Annotated in this window: 14 protein-coding genes; 7 read left to right on the forward strand and 7 right to left on the reverse strand. The window is 70.4% G+C overall.

Annotated elements, in window-relative coordinates:
* Window positions 1-271: 271 nt before the first annotated feature.
* A complete protein-coding gene (locus PZE19_RS10620; protein WP_277860591.1) occupies window positions 272-1,741 on the forward strand; it encodes a diadenylate cyclase in 1,470 nt (489 codons plus the stop codon).
* Here PZE19_RS10620 and PZE19_RS32900 read toward each other — a convergent pair.
* On the reverse strand, window positions 1,713-2,069 hold the full coding sequence (locus PZE19_RS32900; RefSeq protein ID WP_368411353.1) for a DUF4058 family protein: 357 nt from the start codon (window positions 2,067-2,069) through the stop codon (window positions 1,713-1,715). The two genes, PZE19_RS10620 and PZE19_RS32900, sit on opposite strands and share 29 nt — an antisense overlap.
* Window positions 2,070-2,194: 125 nt before the next feature.
* On the opposite strand from PZE19_RS32900, the gene PZE19_RS10625 reads away from it, so the two are divergent.
* Both PZE19_RS10625 and PZE19_RS10630 read left to right on the forward strand, forming a co-directional pair.
* Window positions 2,195-2,623, forward strand: a complete 429-nt coding sequence (locus tag PZE19_RS10625; protein WP_277860592.1) for a hypothetical protein — start codon at window positions 2,195-2,197, stop codon at window positions 2,621-2,623.
* Window positions 2,605-4,146, forward strand: coding sequence for an ATPase domain-containing protein (locus PZE19_RS10630; protein WP_277860593.1), 1,542 nt, complete (start codon window positions 2,605-2,607; stop codon window positions 4,144-4,146). Before PZE19_RS10625 ends, PZE19_RS10630 begins: the two co-directional genes overlap by 19 nt.
* Window positions 4,147-4,230: 84 nt before the next feature.
* On the opposite strand, the gene PZE19_RS10635 is transcribed toward PZE19_RS10630, so the two are convergent.
* Together PZE19_RS10635 and PZE19_RS10640 are read right to left on the reverse strand one after the other, a co-directional pair.
* The gene (locus PZE19_RS10635) at window positions 4,231-4,704 is read right to left on the reverse strand and encodes a hypothetical protein (protein WP_277860594.1); all 474 of its coding nucleotides are present in this window, start codon (window positions 4,702-4,704) and stop codon (window positions 4,231-4,233) included.
* A 244-nt stretch (window positions 4,705-4,948) separates the two neighbouring features.
* On the reverse strand, window positions 4,949-5,335 hold the full coding sequence (locus tag PZE19_RS10640) for a hypothetical protein (protein WP_277860595.1): 387 nt from the start codon (window positions 5,333-5,335) through the stop codon (window positions 4,949-4,951).
* Window positions 5,336-5,972: 637 nt separating this feature from the next.
* Here PZE19_RS10640 and PZE19_RS10645 point away from each other — a divergent pair.
* Window positions 5,973-6,962, forward strand: a complete 990-nt coding sequence (locus PZE19_RS10645) for a sialidase family protein (protein ID WP_277860596.1) — start codon at window positions 5,973-5,975, stop codon at window positions 6,960-6,962.
* Between the two features lie 95 nt (window positions 6,963-7,057).
* Window positions 7,058-7,243 carry a 50S ribosomal protein L32 gene (gene rpmF / locus PZE19_RS10650; protein WP_277860597.1) on the forward strand — a complete coding sequence of 62 codons (186 nt, stop codon included), beginning with the start codon at window positions 7,058-7,060 and terminating at the stop codon, window positions 7,241-7,243.
* Between the two features lie 205 nt (window positions 7,244-7,448).
* Here rpmF and rpmB read toward each other — a convergent pair whose 3' ends face one another.
* Window positions 7,449-7,769 (reverse strand): 50S ribosomal protein L28, encoded by a 321-nt coding sequence (gene rpmB, locus PZE19_RS10655; RefSeq protein WP_277860598.1) that lies wholly within the window; start codon window positions 7,767-7,769, stop codon window positions 7,449-7,451.
* Window positions 7,770-8,051: 282 nt separating this feature from the next.
* Between rpmB and PZE19_RS10660 the strand changes: the two genes are divergently transcribed.
* Window positions 8,052-10,415 (forward strand): putative glycosyltransferase family protein, encoded by a 2,364-nt coding sequence (locus PZE19_RS10660; RefSeq protein WP_277860599.1) that lies wholly within the window; start codon window positions 8,052-8,054, stop codon window positions 10,413-10,415.
* Window positions 10,416-10,481: 66 nt separating this feature from the next.
* Window positions 10,482-10,802: a hypothetical protein gene (locus tag PZE19_RS10665; protein ID WP_277860600.1), complete on the forward strand. Its 321-nt coding sequence runs from the start codon at window positions 10,482-10,484 to the stop codon at window positions 10,800-10,802.
* A gap of 43 nt (window positions 10,803-10,845) precedes the next feature.
* On the opposite strand, the gene PZE19_RS10670 is transcribed toward PZE19_RS10665, so the two are convergent.
* From PZE19_RS10670 to PZE19_RS10680, 3 genes are all read right to left on the reverse strand, one after another.
* A complete protein-coding gene (locus tag PZE19_RS10670) occupies window positions 10,846-14,391 on the reverse strand; it encodes a WD40 repeat domain-containing serine/threonine protein kinase (protein WP_277860601.1) in 3,546 nt (1,181 codons plus the stop codon).
* Between the two features lie 2 nt (window positions 14,392-14,393).
* Complete coding sequence (locus PZE19_RS10675; RefSeq protein WP_277860602.1) at window positions 14,394-15,032, reverse strand: sigma-70 family RNA polymerase sigma factor; 639 nt, start codon at window positions 15,030-15,032, stop codon at window positions 14,394-14,396.
* A gap of 278 nt (window positions 15,033-15,310) precedes the next feature.
* Complete coding sequence (locus PZE19_RS10680) at window positions 15,311-16,645, reverse strand: serine/threonine-protein kinase (protein ID WP_277860603.1); 1,335 nt, start codon at window positions 16,643-16,645, stop codon at window positions 15,311-15,313.
* Window positions 16,646-16,891 lie beyond the last annotated feature (246 nt).

Here is a 16,891-nt window from a genome sequence, read left to right on the forward strand (position 1 = left end):
GCCGCAACGCGCCTGCCCTTCCCTGGGGCTTCTCGGCCGCGGCCGTCGGCCGGGCGAGGGCGGCGAATCCTAGCAAGAGCCGCCGAAGGGGACAAGACGGACGCGGGCCTCCCTCGAACATCGGACCCCTGCGCCCCCGGGTTGAGGAAAATCACCGCCCGGCCCCGGCGGATCGGTTTTTCCCGTCGTCAAATCTCCGCCCCTTGGTATTCTCGGTGGCCGACCCTAGGATTGGGTGGACGTCGGCGGGTGGACGGAGGGCCGTACGGCGATGACGGAACAAACGATGCGGAAGGCGGTCCGATTCGACGCGCCGGCGACCGCGACGATGGCGGAGCAGACCTTGCAGGCGCGACCCGACCGTCATTTCGGACCCGCCTCGAAGGTCGTCGGCCTCTATCAGGCGGTCATGCGGCGGACGCTGGAGCATTTCTTCCCGGACTCCGTGCTCGAGATCCAGGGCGACCGCAGCATCATCGACTGGGACGTCGTGATGCAGGAAGCCCCCTACCGCATCACCGACGACCCCGACCGCCTGGCGATCGACATCGAGTGGCGGGGGACGCGGCTGACCTTCCAGCCCGGAAGCCCGATCCCGCTCTTCCTCGCCGAACGGCGGATGATCGACGTCATCGTGCGGGCCCTCGACCACCGCTTCCGCGCCCTGTTCGACCTGGACATCGCCGACCGCGTCGAGCGGTTCAACTACCTCACCGAAGACCTGATCATCGCCGATTTTTTGGCGACCGTGGGCCCCTTCCGCATCCCCGCCGCGCTCGAAGCGCTCCGGGTCGCCGCGCTCTCGACGTATGAAAATCGGCGGGTGACCACCGGCGCCCTGCTCCTGGGGACGTCCCACGACCCGACCACGCCCGGCCGCGAGAACCTGCAAGGCGCGCCCCAGTTCAACGCCCGGCTGACGGCCATCAAGGGCTTCCACCGGCTCTGCGACGGCGTCCGCACGGTCTTCGTCGTCGACCCCCAGGGGGAGCTGGTCCGGATCGCCGACATCGCCCGCTGGGCCGAGCGGACCCAGGTCCAGCGCTGCCAGGACCACCTCTGCCCCCGCCCCTACCAGAGCCACGCCCGCGCCACGATCTCGGGCGGCCACGTCTGCGTGGTCCTGACCCCCTCGCAGGAGATCAAGGTCTTCGCCGAGGGCGAGCTGGCCTTCAGCTTCAGCGACGGCCGCTGGCGGCTGCTCGACATCCCCACCAAGTTCGCCGTCTGGCAGGAGGCCGTCGAGCACTCCAGCGGCGGCGACCTGGCCCGCCGCCTCTTCCAGGCCGCGCTCAACCTCAGCGAGGCCCGCGTGGGCGCCCTGCTCGTCGTCGTGCGCGACCCCGAGAAGTCGATCCCCCAGCTCATCGCGCCCATCGACCGCATGAACGAGGAGATCGCCGTCGACGACCCGCAGGACCCCGAAAACCTCTCGCCCCGGCTGGCCAAGCGGGCGCTCCACCACGCGGTCCGCGGGATGACCGTCAGCCAGCTCGAGCCCACGGTCCTGGAGGCGATCGCAAGCCTCGACGGGGCCGTCGTCGCCGACCCCGACGGCATGCTCGTGACCTTCGGCGCGATCCTCCGCATCAACCCCGAGGTCCTCGACCTGGGCCGCTCCGTCCAGGGGGCCCGCACCCTCGCCGCCCTCGCCGCCTCGCAGTACGGCCCCGTCCTCAAGGTCAGCGAGGACGGCTACGTCACCATGTTCCTCAAGGGCCGCCGCGTCTGGGAATTCTGACCCCGACCGAGCCCTCGCTCCGCGACCGGCAAGATCTCCCGCGCCCACGCCTCATCCCTGGGGGATGACGGCGGCTCGGGACGGCCCCGTTCAGGAACTGCGCGTAGCTCGCCTCGTCGTAGACCTGGTCGAGGGCTTCCTGCGAAGCGAACTGCGTTTCGGCGTCGGGCGATCGGAGGGGGACGGGAAGGATCGGCGGGCGATCATGCAGGCCGACCGGCTGGAAATCGACGACCGGACGAGGTTCCTGCCGACTCAAGGGCGCCGTGGCAAGGCGACGTTGGTCGCGGTCCGATCCGGCCGCACCGGGCGTTTCGACCTTCGGCACGGTGCGTGACAAACCCAGGCCACCCCCCTATCTTTCTTCAACACTCTTGGATATCATCAAGCATACGTGATTTAGTCCGAACGATCCGGCCGACCTCGGTCGCCTGGCGACCAGGAGGGTCGAACATGGCCGATCAAGACGACGCGGTGGACCTGGGGACCGAAGACTGCCTCCAGGCCCTGGGCATCGACCAGCTTTGCCAGTGGGACGTTCTGGTCTTCCTGCATCGGCATCACGCGAGCCTGGCCGGCGCGGAGCAGATCGCCCACCTCCTGGGCTACACCGTCGCCGCGGTCATGGAGACCCTGAGCCGGCTGGAACACCTGATGCTGGCGAAGCGTTCACGGGCCTCGCAAGGGGTCCGGCTGTACGAATTTCGGGGACCGGGCGACCCTCGCGGCGATCAGATCCTCGATCACCTCCTCAAGATGGCGGATCATCGCCAGGGACGGCTGGAGATGATGGACATCCTGCGGCGCGATGGAAATCGCCCCCAGATCACCGGGCCGCGCCCCGGCGGGGGGGGAGGGCGACCATGGCTCAAGCTGACTTGATCCAGACCGGCGTCTCGGGCCTCGACGAGATCTTGCTGGGCGGGATCCCCAAGGGGAACCTGATCCTGGTGGAAGGGTCCGTCGGCACCGGCAAGACCCTGATAGGCCTGGAGTTCATCTACCGGGGCGCCGTCGATTTCGACGAGCCCGGCGTGGTGGTGCTGTTCGAGACGAGCCCCCAGAAGCTGATCCGCGACACGGACTGCTTCGGCTGGGACTTCGACGAGCTGCAGCGAGAGGGTCGGGTGAAGTTCGTCTTCACGACGCCCCAGGTCCTCAGCCAGGAAGTGCGCTCGCCCGACAGCCTGCTGCTGGAGGCCGTGTCCGAGATCGGGGCCCATCGCATCTTCATCGACGGCGTCTCCCTGCTGCAGGCGGTCGCCGTCGCCCCCAACGGCGTCGGCGGGCTGGCCAACTACCGCGAGATGCTGCAACTGCTGGCCGAAGCGTTCCAGCGCGAGAACCTCACCGTGATGCTCTCGCACGAGATGCTCGCAAACCAGGAACACTCCGTCGCGCTGGAGGTTTCCGAGTATGTGGCCGACACCGTCATCGTCCTGAGGCGCGAGTACCGGCGGCGGGGCATGTTCCGCAGCCTCGAGGTCAAGAAGAGCCGGGGCCAGAACTACGACACCGGGCTGCACACCTTGCGCATCGAGGACGGCCGGGGGTTGCTCGTGTTCCGCCGCGTCCAGGCCCGCGTCCGGCGGATGGAGTCGCACGTCCAGCCGACGTCGCTGATCCAGCGCTCGGCCATCGGCTTCGAGCCGCTCGACGTCCTGATGGGCGGCGGCCTCCTGGCCGGATCGGTCACCATGCTGGTGGGCGTCTCGGGGATCGGCAAGTCCGTCTTCGGGGCCCAGTTGCTCGTGGAAGGGGCGAAGAACCAGGGCAAGAGCGGCCTGCTGGTCTCGGTGGACGAGCATCCCGCGCAGATCCTCCGCAACGCCAGGCTGATCGGCCTGGACCTCCAGGAGCACGTCGACTCCGGCATGGTTCAGCTCCTCTACGAGAATCCCCAGGAGCTGGAGATCGACGTCCATTTCGATCGCATCATCCGGGCCATCGAGGAGCAGCAGATCGACCGCCTGGTGATCGACAGCATGACCAATTACAGCATGGCCGTGCAGGATCCCCAGATGTATCGCGACTTCTGCCACGCGCTGGTCGGCTACTGCAAGCAACGGCTGATGACGACGTTCCTGAACTGCGAGAACCCCGAGCTGTTCGGCATATCGAGCTATACGCCCGATTTCCCCATCGCCCCGCTGCTCGACAACATCATCCTGCTGAACTTCGTGGAGCTGGGCGACACGATGCACCGCGCCATGACGGTGGCCAAGGCGCGGGGGAGCAACCACGGCTTCGTCACCCGCGAGTTCGAGATCGGCCAGGGCGGGATCACGCTCGTGCCGATCGACGAGGGCCAGGTGCCGGTCCGGCTCCCCTTCGCGAGCTACCAGAACCTCCTCAGCCGCGCCCCGACGCGGATGGGAGCGGTGCCGGTCGTTTCCGGCGAGTAGGCGTTCCCGCCCGAGGCGCGACCGGGCCCCGATCGGCTCACCGGCGGGGACCGCCGGTCGCGCCTGAACAGGCCGGTCGTCGGATCAGGGATCGAGCTTGACTTCCTCGATCGGGACGTCCCAGTGGGCGTCGAGGATCTCGAACCGTCGGCGTTCTTCGGCCTTGAAGGTCTTCTGGTCGGGGAAGAGCTGCGCCTTGATGGCCTCTTCCTCCTCGGCCGGCGCGTGGGCGGCCTGCACGTCCTTGAAGACGATGGTGACCTTGTAATCCCATCGGCCGTCCTCGGTGCCGTGGTATCGGGGCTTGATCATCGTCACGCTCAGCAGGTCCCCCTTCTCGATCCGCTTCTTCAGGACCGGGTAGTGGTTCTTGCGGAAGAGCGCGAGGAACTCGTCGGCGGCCCCCCATTTGGCCTTGTAGTAGTACTCGGCCGCGAACGGCCTGGCGAGCTTCGCCTCGTCGCCGCCGAGGGCCGCCGCCGAGACGAGGCCGACGGCCGTCGCCATCGCGAACGCCGCGGACCGTGACGACGAGCGCGGAGACTGATGCGTTTTCATGGATGCCTCGCAAGTCGGGCCGATGACGCCGCCCCGCGGCGATCCGCCCCGGGAGGAATCGCGGCGATCCCGCCCCGGGTCGAGTATCGCCGACTCCGTGCGGCCGGCCAACCGGCGACCGCCCACCGGGTCGAGACCGGCGGGGTCGGCGGCGACTTCGAAATGAACACGGCCGGGAGCGAAGCCGAGGAGGCTCGCAGCCGGCCGGGGTTCATGCCTGCGATCGCAGATCGCGGACCAATGCTCAGTTCTGGCCGGTCGCCTGGGGGGCGGCCAGGATCTGCTGAGGAGCGGCGTAGACCGGGGCGGCCTCGTAGACGGGGGCCGAGTAAGCGACCTCGGCGGCCGGGGCGCAGGTGGCCGGGGCGGCCTTGTGGCCGTGGAGCTTGAAGCCGCCGCAGCCGAGCTTGGGCAGCTTCATCGTGGGCAGCTTGAAGCAATGCTTCTTGGGGGCCGGGGCGCAGGTCTCGACGACCGGGGCCGGGGCGCAGGTCTCGACGACCGGGGCGGCGCAGACCGGGGTCGGAGCCGCGCAGGCCTTCTTCTTGTGACAGGCCTGGGCGCTGCCGCCGAGGACGAAAGAACCGACCAGCGCGCCAAGAGCCAGACCCATCAGGTGCCGCTTCATCATCAAATCTCCTACGGGGATGGAAATCGAGTGTGTGTCGAATCTCTGAATCGTGGTTCAAACCACCAGGAAGGACGACGGTGGCTTCGCAGGGGTGCTGAAACGTAGGGTATAAGATGAATCCCCGAATGCCAACCCCCCAGGCCTACTTTCTAGGAAAAGTCCAGCTATTCGCCGTCAAACTCGTTAAAACTCATATTTCCATCAATCGGATCAGTCAATCCATCCCTCCGACTCGGGGGCCGGGCGGCCTGGCCGCCCCGTCGGGGAGGGATCCGGCGGGCTCGGCGCGGGATCCGGTCGACATGCCGGTCGGGTCCGAAACCGCCGCGTAAGTCGAAGAAGTCTTCGATCGCCGCCATGAGGGACGGCTGCCGAAATCGCGAGGTTCGATGTCTCGCACGACCCTTCGCCGTGCCTTGCGGTCGAGTCGGCGTCCGACTTCCGAGTCCAGCGTCGCGTCCCGCCGTTCACGAACGGCGACTACGAGAAACCGCGGGCCGAAACCGCCTTTCCAGGCGGCCTGGCTTATCCCGTCCCGAACCGCTCCGCCCACGGGGGATGCCCGGTCGGAATCGACGGTTGCACGCGTTATCCTGAAGATGACGCCCCTGACGATCGCCCCTCCGGAGTCCTCCCCATGACGCCTTTCGTCCTCCTGTCGCTGGGCCTCGCGAGCTTCCAGGCGGAGCCCTCCCGGGCCGAGATCGTCGACGTGCGACGCGTCTGGGATGGGGCGAATCACAACGCGTTCACCGACCTGGTCCGGTTCCGGGACCGATGGTTCCTGACCTTCCGCGAGGGGACGGGGCACGTCTCGCCGGACGGGGCGATCCGGGTCCTGACGTCGACGAACGGCGAGGCCTGGACGTCGGCGGCGCGGATCGCGTCCGAGCCGGGGGACCTGCGCGACCCCAAGCTCTCGATCACGCCCGACGGCCGGCTGATGCTGGCGGCGGCCTTGACGCAGCGCCCGCCGGCGACGCACAAGCATCAGTCGTTCGCCTGGTTCTCGCGCGACGGCCGCGACTGGTCGGAGCCGCATCCGATCGGCGACCCGAACGTCTGGATCTGGCGGCCGGCCTGGCACGAAGGGACGGCCTACGCCGTGGGCTACGCGACCGACGGCTCGCATTCCACCCGGCTCTATACCAGCAAGGACGGCGCGACCTTCGCGCCACTCGTCCCCACGTTGTTCGATCAGGGCCAGCCCAACGAGTCGGCCCTGGCCTGGCTGCCCGACGGGACCGCGCTCTGCCTGCTGCGTCGCGACGGCCGGCCCAACACGGACCAGCTCGGCCGATCCCGGCCGCCGTACACGGAATGGACCTGGAAGGACCTGGGCGTCCACCTCGGCGGCCCCGCCCTACTCCGTCTTCCGGACGGCCGAATCGTGGCCGGCGGTCGGCTCCTCGCCCCCAGGGTCCACACGGCGCTCTGCTGGCTCGACCCCGACGCCGATACGCTCACGGAGTTCCTCGCCCTCCCCTCCGGCGGCGACACCAGCTACCCCGGTTTGGCGCTGCACGAGGGGACGCTCTGGGTGAGCTATTACGCCTCGCACGAGGGGAAGACGGCGATCTACCTGGCCCGGGTCAGGCTGCCGGAGAAGGCTCCGACGCGACCTTGATCTCGCGGATCGCGTTGCAATTCCCGGAGGATCCCGGATAATAGTCCTTTCGTCCCAAGTCCGCGCTGATCGCTTTGAAAGTCGGAGATGCTGACGTGGCCGTACCCAAGAGACGTAAATCCAAATCCGCCAAGGGTCATCGACGGAGTCACGACGCCCTGACGCCGATCAACCTGACGATCTGCCCGATGTGCAAGCTGTCGGTCCCCACCCACAAGGTCCACGAAGAATGCCTGGCCGAGCACTTCAAGAACGGTGCTCCGGGCCGCATGCCCTTCTGACCTCGACCGATCGCGGCGCATTTTTCCCCGAAGACGCGGATCCCGCCGAGCCACGCCCGGATGGTTCGGCGTTTTCGCGCGCGCCGGGCCCGGCGGACGTAGGTTCCACAACCTGCTCGATCACGCGAAGCGCGCGCGAAAGCGGAGCCTCGCGCGTCGGGCGCGAGGCTCCGCTTGATGGTCGGGCGCCGGCTCCTCGACCCGATCAGATCGGGTAGAGGTTCTTCAGGTTGGCGCGGGCGGCGGCGCTCCCCTTGGAGGCCTTGATCAGGGGGAAGGTCTGCATCTTGCCGTCGACCTCGAGGGTCAACTGGCCGCTGCGGATGACCGAGGTGGCCACGCGGATGTAGGAGGTCTTGCCGTTGGGCAGCCAGACCTTGATCCACTGCAGATTGGGCTTGAAGGTGCGGCGGCTGATGCCCGTCGTCTTCTTACCGACGCCGCCGAGGTACTTCGCCTTGCCGCGCTCGGTCTTGTGGTTGCCGAACGACGTCTTCTTCCCGCTGACTTGACACTCGCGGCCCATCGTTCCTGACTCCTGCCCTGCCGACGCCCGGGGCGGACGCCGTGTCTTTTGCGATTCCGTAGCGTGTGGACGCATCCTCCGCGACGGTAGCCGTCGCCGCGAGGCCCGCGGGCTTCCTCCTCGGCGCAGCGCGCACCGGAGATCCGCGGGAAAGAGTCCCATTATCGCGACGCCGGCGGAACTTTCAAGCCCGACCTGGGCTTCGCCTTGCCCGCGGTCGTCGGGTCGGCGTATCCTGCCGCGTCCCACGAACGACGCCCCAGGGAGCCGGGAGCCCGCCCCATGTTTTCGCGACGCGCCGAATCGGCCGCCTTCGGCCTCGTGCTGGCGGCGTGCGTCGCGGCCTTCCTGCACGACGGCCTCCGCCCGGGTCGCGTCCTCAGCCCGGCCGACGTCCTGCTCGTCGAGGCGAGTTTCCGCGAGCCGGACGGGGCGCCCTACGAGCCGCAAAATCGGCTCTTGATGGACCCCGTCCTCCAGTTCCAGCCCTGGCTGGCGTTCAATCGCGAGGAGATCCGGGCGGGGCGGCTGCCGCTCTGGAACCCTTACGCCGGCTGCGGCGTTTCGCACCTGGCGAACGGCCAGAGCGCGGTGTTCGACCCGTTCAACCTGATCATCGTCCTCGGCCCCTGGCCCGGAGCCCTGGCCTGGACGGCCGCGGCGCGGCTCTGGTTCGCCGGCCTGGGGGCGTTCCTGCTGGCGAGGTCGTGGGGGTTCGGCCCCTGGGGCCGCTGGTTCGCGGGCCTGACCTTTCCGTTCTGCGGGTTCCTCGTCGTCTGGCTGCTGTATCCCGTCACGCCGGCCGCGATCTGGCTCCCCTGGATCCTGCTCGCCACCGACCGCGCGCTCGCCGCGCCGACCGCCCGCGCGACGGGACTGCTGGCGCTGGCCGTGGGGGGCGTGCTGGTCGCGGGGCACGTCCAGACGAGCGCCCACGTCCTGCTCGCCGCGGGCATCCTGGCGATCTGGCGGCTGGCCTGGGCGACCGAGCGACGGCGGCCGGCGATCGCCTGGGGGGCGGGGATCGTGCTGGGGGTCGGGATCGCGGCCGCGCAGGTCGTCCCGCTGGGAGAGTACCTGACGAAGAGTCCGGTCTGGGGCGAGCGTCGCCGCGAACATCCGCCGTGGTGGAAGCCGACCCGGCCGCGGATTCTGGAGGCCGCGTGCACCGCCCTGCCCTACCTCTACGGCAGCCAGCGCCGGGGGCATCCCAACCTGGCCCGCGGGCTCGGCGTCGACAATCTCAACGAATCCGCCGGGGGCTTCGCCGGGCTCGTCACCCTGGCCTGGCTCGCGCCCCTGGCCGGGCTCGGGGCCCGGCGCAGGCCCGAGGCGGCCTTCCTCCTGATGATGCTGGCGATCGGCGCGGCGGCGGCCTTCCGGATCCCTCCGGTCGACAACATCCTGCGGGCGCTGCCGGTCCTGGGCGTGACGGACAACCGCCGGTTGACGCTGTGGGTCGCGTTCGCGCTGACGTTCCTGGGCGGCCTCGGGCTCGACCTCGCCGCGCGGGGCGGATTGCTCTCGGGGCGGTGGTCGCGCGCCTGGCTCGCGGCGGGGCTCCTCCTGGCCGGGGCGGCGATCGCCGTGCCGTTCGCCGCGGGCCCTTTGCGACAACGGGCCGAGCGACACTACCGAAATGCGACCGAGCCCCTCGAACCCGCCGAGATCGCCCGCCGCGTCGACCTGCAGGTCGGGACGACTCTCGATTTCACGCCGCGATACCTCGGGATCGCCGCGGCGGCCCTCATCGCGCTCGCCGCGACGGCCGAGGCCGCGCGGCGCCGGCCGGAAATCCTCCGCGCCGTCCCGGGGCTGCTGCTCGTCGCGACGCTCGCCGACCTCTTCGCGTTCGGCATGGGCCTGAACCCGGCGATCGACCGCGCCGTGCAGGCGTACGAGCCCCCCCTGATCGTCCGCCTTCGAGAAGGCTTGGGGTCGGGCCGACGCGCGATCGGCGTGGGCGGAGAGCTGCCGCCGAACGTGCTGATGCGCTTCGGATTGGCCGACGCCCGCAACTACGACTCGGTCGAGTTGTCGCGCAGCCTCGACTGGTTCGAGCCGCTGTACGAGGAGACCGACGAGGCCCGCAGCAGCCGGCGGACGGTCTCGTGGCGGACCGTAAGCCGCGCCCTGCCGAAGCTCGAAGCGGCCGCCGTCGGGGCCGTCGTCGCCGCCGCGCCGCCCCCCGACCCGGGGCTCTTCCCGAAGGTCGAACGCGTCGGCGACGCCTGGATCGCCTGGACCGCGGCCCCCGAGCGGATCGCCTTCGAGGGCCCCGGCCGCGCGACGCTCGACCGCCGCTCGACGGCCGCCGCGATCCGCGTCGAGGTCCACGCCCACGGCCCCGGCCGCCTCGTCGTCCGCGAGACATGGGACGAGGGCTGGACGGCGCGCGTCGACGGCGCGGCCGTCGACGTCCAGAAATACGACGACGTGTTCATGACGGTATCCGTCGTTTCGAAATCCGGGGTCTCGGATTCGCACGTCGTCGAGCTTGCATATCAGCCGATGTCGGTGCGCCTGGGCCTTTTCGCCTCGGCCGCGGCGCTCGCGGCGGCGCTACTCGGCTTGACAGGACGCCCCCGTTGGGGATTGATGGAAAGGCCGAGAGGGGGCTTGGACGGACCCGAGCCCGCCGGTTAAGATCGAGCCAGATCGATCTCGGCCGGGGCAGTCGACCGGCACGTCGCTATTGAGGATGAAACGCTGATGGTCCACTTCACGTGCGATCTCTGCGGCAAGGACATCACCTCCTCCGGGGAAGACCGTTTCGTGGTCAAGATGGAAGCCTTCCCCGGCTTCGACCCCAACGAGATCAAGGAAGAAGACCTCGAAGACGACCCCATGGAGGCCGTCTCCGACATGATCCAGCGCGACGAGGCCTTCGGGCCCCTCGACCACGAATCGGCCGACGACGCCTGCCGCCGCAAGGGCTTCCGATTCGACCTCTGCCCCTCCTGCCACGGCAAGTTCCTGCGCGACCCGCTCGGCAAGTCGCACGCCAACGTGTTCGACTTCAGCAAGAACTGATCCGAGGCCCGCGACCGGGCCGCCCCGCCCCTCGGGAGCGGCCCTATTCGCGACCGACGCCGGCCCCGCCGGCCGGCTGGAGGACGTCCGCGGGGGCGGCCTCCCAGAGCTTCACGGTGCGGTCGTAGCTGGCCGAGGCCAGGGTCCGGCCGTCGGGGCTGAACTTGATGCAGCGGATGCGCCCGGCGTGCCCCTTGAGGACCAGCAAGGTCTGGCCGCCGGCGGGCTCCCAGAGCCGGATGGTCTTGTCCTCGGCCGACGAGGCGAGTCGCCCGTCGAGGCCGAAGGCGACGCCGTCGACGGCGGCGACGTGTCCCTCCAGCCGTCCTCGCGGCGCGCCGTCCGAGGCGTCCCACAGCCGCACCGTGTGGTCGGAGGAAGCCGTCGCGAGGCTCCGGCCGTCGGGGCTGAAGGCGACGGCGTTGACCCGGTCGGCATGCCCTCGGAGCGTCGCGCGCGGCCGCCCGGCGGCGAGGTCCCAGAGGATGCACGTCCGGTCGTAGCCGGCCGAGGCGAGGGTGCGGCCGTCGGGGCTGAACGCCAGGTCGTGGACCATGTCGTCGTGGCCTCGCAGGACGTAGCGCACGGCCCCGGTCGCGGGGTCCCAGGCCTGGATCGCATGGTCGGCGCCGCCCGAGAAGACGGTCCGGCCGTCGGGCGCGAAAACCACGGCCCGGAGATCGGCCGTGTGCCCCGTGAAGGTGATGCGGGGCTCGCCGGTCGCGGCGTCCCAGAGCCGCACCGTATTGTCGAGCGAGCCGGAAGCGAGGGTGCGGCCGTCGGGGCTGAATGCGACGCACATGACGTCCCGGGCGTGCCCCTTGATCACCCGGAGCAGCCGTCCCGACGGAAGCTCCCAGAGGCGCAGGGCGTGGTCGTCGTGGCCCGAGACCAGCCGGCTGCCGTCGGGGCTGTACGCCAGGCATTCCACGTCGCCGCCGTAGGTCAGCACCGAGGGGCTCTGGAGCGCGCGGGGTTGCGGCGGGCTGGCGGAATCCCAGAGCCGCACCGTCGCGTCGGCGCCCGCCGAGGCGAGGTCGCGACCGTCGGGGCTCAAGGCGACGGCGACGACCTCGTCGGCGTGGCCCTTGAAGACGTGCAGCTCCTCGCCCGTGGCGGCGTCCCAGACGCGGACCGTCTCGTCGGCGGAACCCGTCACGATCCGCGCGCCGTCGGGACCGTAGGCCAGACTCACCACCGCGCTCGGGTGGCCCCAGTACACGGCGATCGGGGTCCCCGAGGCGGCGTCCCAGATCCGCAGGGTCCGGTCGAGCCCGCCCGAGGCGACCCGCCGGCCGTCGGGGCTGAAGGCCACGGCGCGGACCTCGTCGGCGTGCCCCTCGAGGACGGCCCGCGGGTGGACCGGGTCCCGCGGGTCCCAGAGCTTCACCGTGCGGTCATAGCTGGCGGAGGCGATGGTGCGGCCGTCGGGGCTGTAGGCGACGGCGGCGACCGGGGCCTTGTGGCCGCCGAAGACCCTGTGAATCCGACGGCCGTCGCGGGCGTCCCACATACGCATGTGGTGGACCGAGAGGGCCGCGACCAGCGTGCCCCCGTCGGGACTCCAGGCCAGACCCTGGACCGGGCCGGAGGGGCCCTCGAAGCGGAGCGCGACCTGTCCCGTGTCGACCGTGTAGAGCGCGAGGCCGTCGTCCGGCCCGGGGCCGGGCCCCGCGAGGGTCCGGCCGTCGGGGCTGAAGGCGAGGGCCCCGACGCCGCCGCCCAGGTCCGCCCGCCGGCCCCCCGACGCGACGCCCATCGAGCGGATCAGACTTCCGGTCCAGCGGTCCCAGAGCTGGATGAGTCCCTTCGACTGGAGGCTGGCGAGGGCCCGCCCGTCGGGGCTGAACGCCACGTCGGCGAAGAAGTCGTCCTTCGCCCGCAGGGTGAGCCGATCCTCGTGGGCGAGCCGCCAGAGGTAACGCCACTCCCAGCCGCGGAGGTCGGCCTCGCCCGGGGCCGGGCGCAACAGGTCGAGGAGATTGCGGAGCCGGCCGACGTCGGCGGCGTCCCAGGCCGACAGGGCGAGGTTGGATCTCGTGGCGTACACGGTCCGCCGCAGCTCCTCCTGGGTGGCGCGGAGGCTGACGTTGGCCTGGTCGGCCTCGCGTCGCCGCGTCTCGCGGTCGTCGGCGAGCTTGTGCTCGGTCTCGGCCTGGGCGTGGAACCGCCGGGCCGCCAGCAGCGAGCCGATCGTGGCGAGCACCAGGACCCCCGTGAGCACGCCGCCCATCACGGCGACGACGGGGTTGCGGTGCGCCCATCGCCAGTAGCGCTCGGCCGCCGAGGCCTGCCGCGCCAGGATGGGCTCGTCGGCCAGGAACCGCCGCAGGTCCTCGGCCATCGCCCGGGCCGTCGGATAGCGTCGCTCCGGGTCCTTGGCGATCGCCCTCAGGACGATCGTCTCCAGGTCGCGGGGGATGCGGCGGTCGACCAGCCGGGGCCGGGGCGGCTCCTCGGCCTTGATCCGCTCGATCTGCTTCAGCCGGTCCGGCGAGTCGTAGGCCGGCCGGAGCGTCAGCAATTCGTAGAGGGTCAGGCCCAGGGCGTAGACGTCCGCGCGGGCGTCGCCCTCGCCCCGGAACCGCTCCGGAGCCATGTAGCGGATCGTCCCCAGGACGTCGCCCGTGGCCGTCAGGCCGTCGTCGTCGGTCTTCGCCAGGCCGAAGTCGGTGATCCAGACGATCCCGGCGGTGTCCAGCAGCAGGTTCGACGGCTTGACGTCGCGGTGCACGATGCCGCGGGCGTGGGCGTAGGCCAGCCCCTGCGCCGCCTGCCGGCCGATCTGCGCCACGCTGCGGAAATACGGCTGGCGACGCCCGGACGACTCGACCGCCGAGACCAGCGTGCCCCCCGGCAGTACGGCCGAGCTTGATCCCGGGAGCGAGGGCTCCGTCTCGTCCAGGTCCGGGGGCGGATCGCGCGGCTGGGAGCCCGCGTCCGGATCGGGGTCGAACCGCTCGGTCGGAGCTGGATCGGACGCGGGGGCCGCCCGGCCCTCGGGCGAAGCGAGCGCGTCGGTCGAGAGCAGCCCGGTCAGGAGTGATCCGGCCACCCGGTCGAGCTGCAACCGGTTCGATTCGATCGTCGACGTGGCGGGGCTGTATCGGCCGGCGACGATCCCCGCCCGGCACGAGGGCCGACCCTGGTGGTCTGGGCCGGACTTGCGATCGTGGTCGCGGAGCCGTCGCAGCTCGTCGACGACCTGGTCGAGCCCCTGGCCGTGGATGAACTGCATGGCGTAGAACGCGACCTCGCCGTCGCGGCCGACCTCGTAGACCGGCACGATGTTCGTGTGGTGCAGCCGCGCCGCGGCCTTCGCCTCCCGCCGGAACCGCAGCAGGGCCAAGCGGTCGCCGGCCACGCGGGCGGGCAGCACCTTCAGCGCCACGCGGCGGCCCAGCGAGACCTGCTCGGCCTCGTACACGATCCCCATGCCCCCGCGGCCGACCTCGCGGAGAATCCGGTAGTCCCCCACCTGGCGCAGCCGCGGGAGGGTCGGGGGCGGCGAAGGCTCGTCGCCGCGGGCGTCGCCCTCGGCGAGCTCGTCGAAGCGGGCGTAGTCGCGGGAATCGGATGAGGTGTCCATGATCAGAGGCCCTCCCAGCCGCCCGGCGGCGTCGCCAGGGCGTCCTTCAGCCTTTGCAAGGCGCGGAAGTACCGCTTCGCCGCGGCCGCCAGCGTGATCCCCAGGACCTGGGCCGTCTCGGCGCGGCCGAGTTGCTCGAAGTGTCGCAGCGCGAGCACCTCGCGGTCGATGGGGTCGAGGCCGTTCAGCGCCTCCTGGACCCGCAGCAGCCGCTCGGCGCGCAAGGCCGCCTGGGTCGGCGAGGTTTGCCGGCCCAGGAGCATCGAGGCTAACGCAGCGGAGCTGGCCTCGGGAAGGGCTCCCTGGTACAGCGAGATCTCCAGCCTCGCGTCCCGCATCCGCGTCCCCAGGTGCTGGCGATGCAAGGTCGTCAGCCGCCGGCCGACGTGCAGCCGCAGCCAGAGCAGCGGGGGCAAAACCGGCTCGGCGAGGTAGGCGTCGAGGTCGCGGTCGACGTCGAGGAAGGCCTCCTGGACGACGTCCGACGGGTCGAGCCGGGCCCGCAGGCGCGGATCGAGGCGCAGCTCGACCATCCGCCGGAGCCGGTCGCGGTGCCGGTCGAAAAGCTCCGCCAGGGCCCCGCGGTCGCCGCCGCGAAGCCGGACGATCGGGTCGGTCGAGTCGCCGAGCGTCCTATCCATCGAGGGTCCCCATGCCCTTTATCCGCGCGGACGCCCGGAACCGGGACCGAAAAATCCGATCCTATAGGGAGTTCCCTCCTCGCGGGGCATGAGGGGTGACGACTCAGGCAGCCGCCGCCCGTCCCTTCTCCCCCCGGGAGAAGGTGGCCGGCACGGCCGGATGAGGGTCGCGGCGGTTCGCGGACGACCCCGTGCACTCTCTCCTCCGAGCTCCGACGGCCCTCGCCCGCCACTGGGCGGCGCCGTCTCCCGGAGGGAGGAGGATCCGTCGACCTGGCTTACTTCGCCACGAGCATGATGACGTTCGTCACCATCGAGACCGCCAGAATGACGGCGAGGGCGGCGATGATCTGGTTGCGGGCGTTCACGTAGCCGGCCATCTCGCTCATCTGGGCCTCGTCGACGGCCGAGGGGGCGAAGGCGTCGGCCTCGCCCTCGGCGAGGGCCTCCAGGCTGTCGGGCTTCTGGGCGGCGATCATGGGGCTGTCGCCCTGGAGCAGGCACTTGAAGTCGAGGATCAGGTCGTCGGGCGTGGAGTAGCGGTTCTCGCGGTTCTTGGACAGCATGGTCTCGATGACCATGCCCAAGCCGCTCGAAATGTTGCTGTTGAGGTGGTCGGGCGGCACCAGCTCCACGCGGGGGTCGACGTGCTTGCGCATGACCTCGGCCGGCGTGTCGCCGCCGTAGGGGACCTTGCCGGTCACCATGTGGTAAAGCGTGGCGCCGAGGCTGTAGATGTCGGCCCGGATGTCGACGTCGGTCTGGCCCCGGACCTGCTCGGGGCTGATGTAATACGGCGTGCCGATCGCCATGCCGGCCTCGGAGAGGCCCCAGGTCTCGTCGCCGGTCAGCCGCGCCAGGCCGAGGTCGGCGAGCTTGACGCTGCCGTCCTTCGTGAGGATCACGTTCTCGGGCTTGACGTCGCGGTGGATCAGCCCGCGCTGGTTGGCGTGCTTGAGGGCCTCGGCGACGGCCATGGCGATGCGGACGGCGTCCTTCTCCTCGAAGATCTTGTTCTTGTCGAGGAAGTCCTTGATCGTCGGCCCCTCGACGTACTCCATGACGAAGAAGTAGCGGCCGCCGGCCTCGCCCGCGTCGATGGCGTTGACGATGTTGTTGTGCGAGAGCTTGGCGGCGATCTGGGCCTCGCGCTCGAAGCGGCGGATGAACTCCTTGTTCTGCGCCAGGGTGTCGAGCAGGATCTTGACGGCGACGGTGCGGTTGACGCTGTTCTGGCGGGCCTTGAAGACGACCCCCATCGAGCCCTTCCCCAGCTTCTCGATGATCGTATAGCCGGGGATCTCCAGCTTCCGCGTCGCCTCGCCGCGCTCCTGCAAGAGGCGGGACATCTGGCTCTTGGTCAGGACCTTGGCGCCGACCATGACGTCGAGCAGGCCGTGGGCCGGCGTCCCGTCCCCCTGCGCGGCGAGCTTGGCGCGATAGGCCTTGCAGGCGTCGACCTCGGCGGGGGTGGCGAGCCCCCGGCGGATGATCGAGCGTTCGAGGTTCGACTCGTCGAGCGACGACAGCCCGCGCTCGTCCTTCGGGTTCGAGGCCGTGTTCGAGGCGCTGGTCGACGTGCTGGGCTTCTCGGCGTCGGCAGGGGCGGCCATGCGGACGTCTCCGCGCCCGCGACCGCGTCGGATCGGAGCGATCCGGCGGGAGGGGGCTTTGTCTGGATACCACGGGACTTCTGGCGATTTTCGTCGGCGACGCGATTCGGGACGAGACGAGAGATGCAAGGATCGCGCCGGGGCCGGCGGACGGCACGACGACGCGCCCGCCCGACGACGCCCCCATCAAGATACCAGAGCCGAAGCGGTTTGTGTCGCCCCCACCCCGGCCGCCTCGGCGACCGC

The organism is Paludisphaera mucosa (genome assembly GCF_029589435.1).
Lineage (GTDB): Bacteria > Planctomycetota > Planctomycetia > Isosphaerales > Isosphaeraceae > Paludisphaera > Paludisphaera mucosa.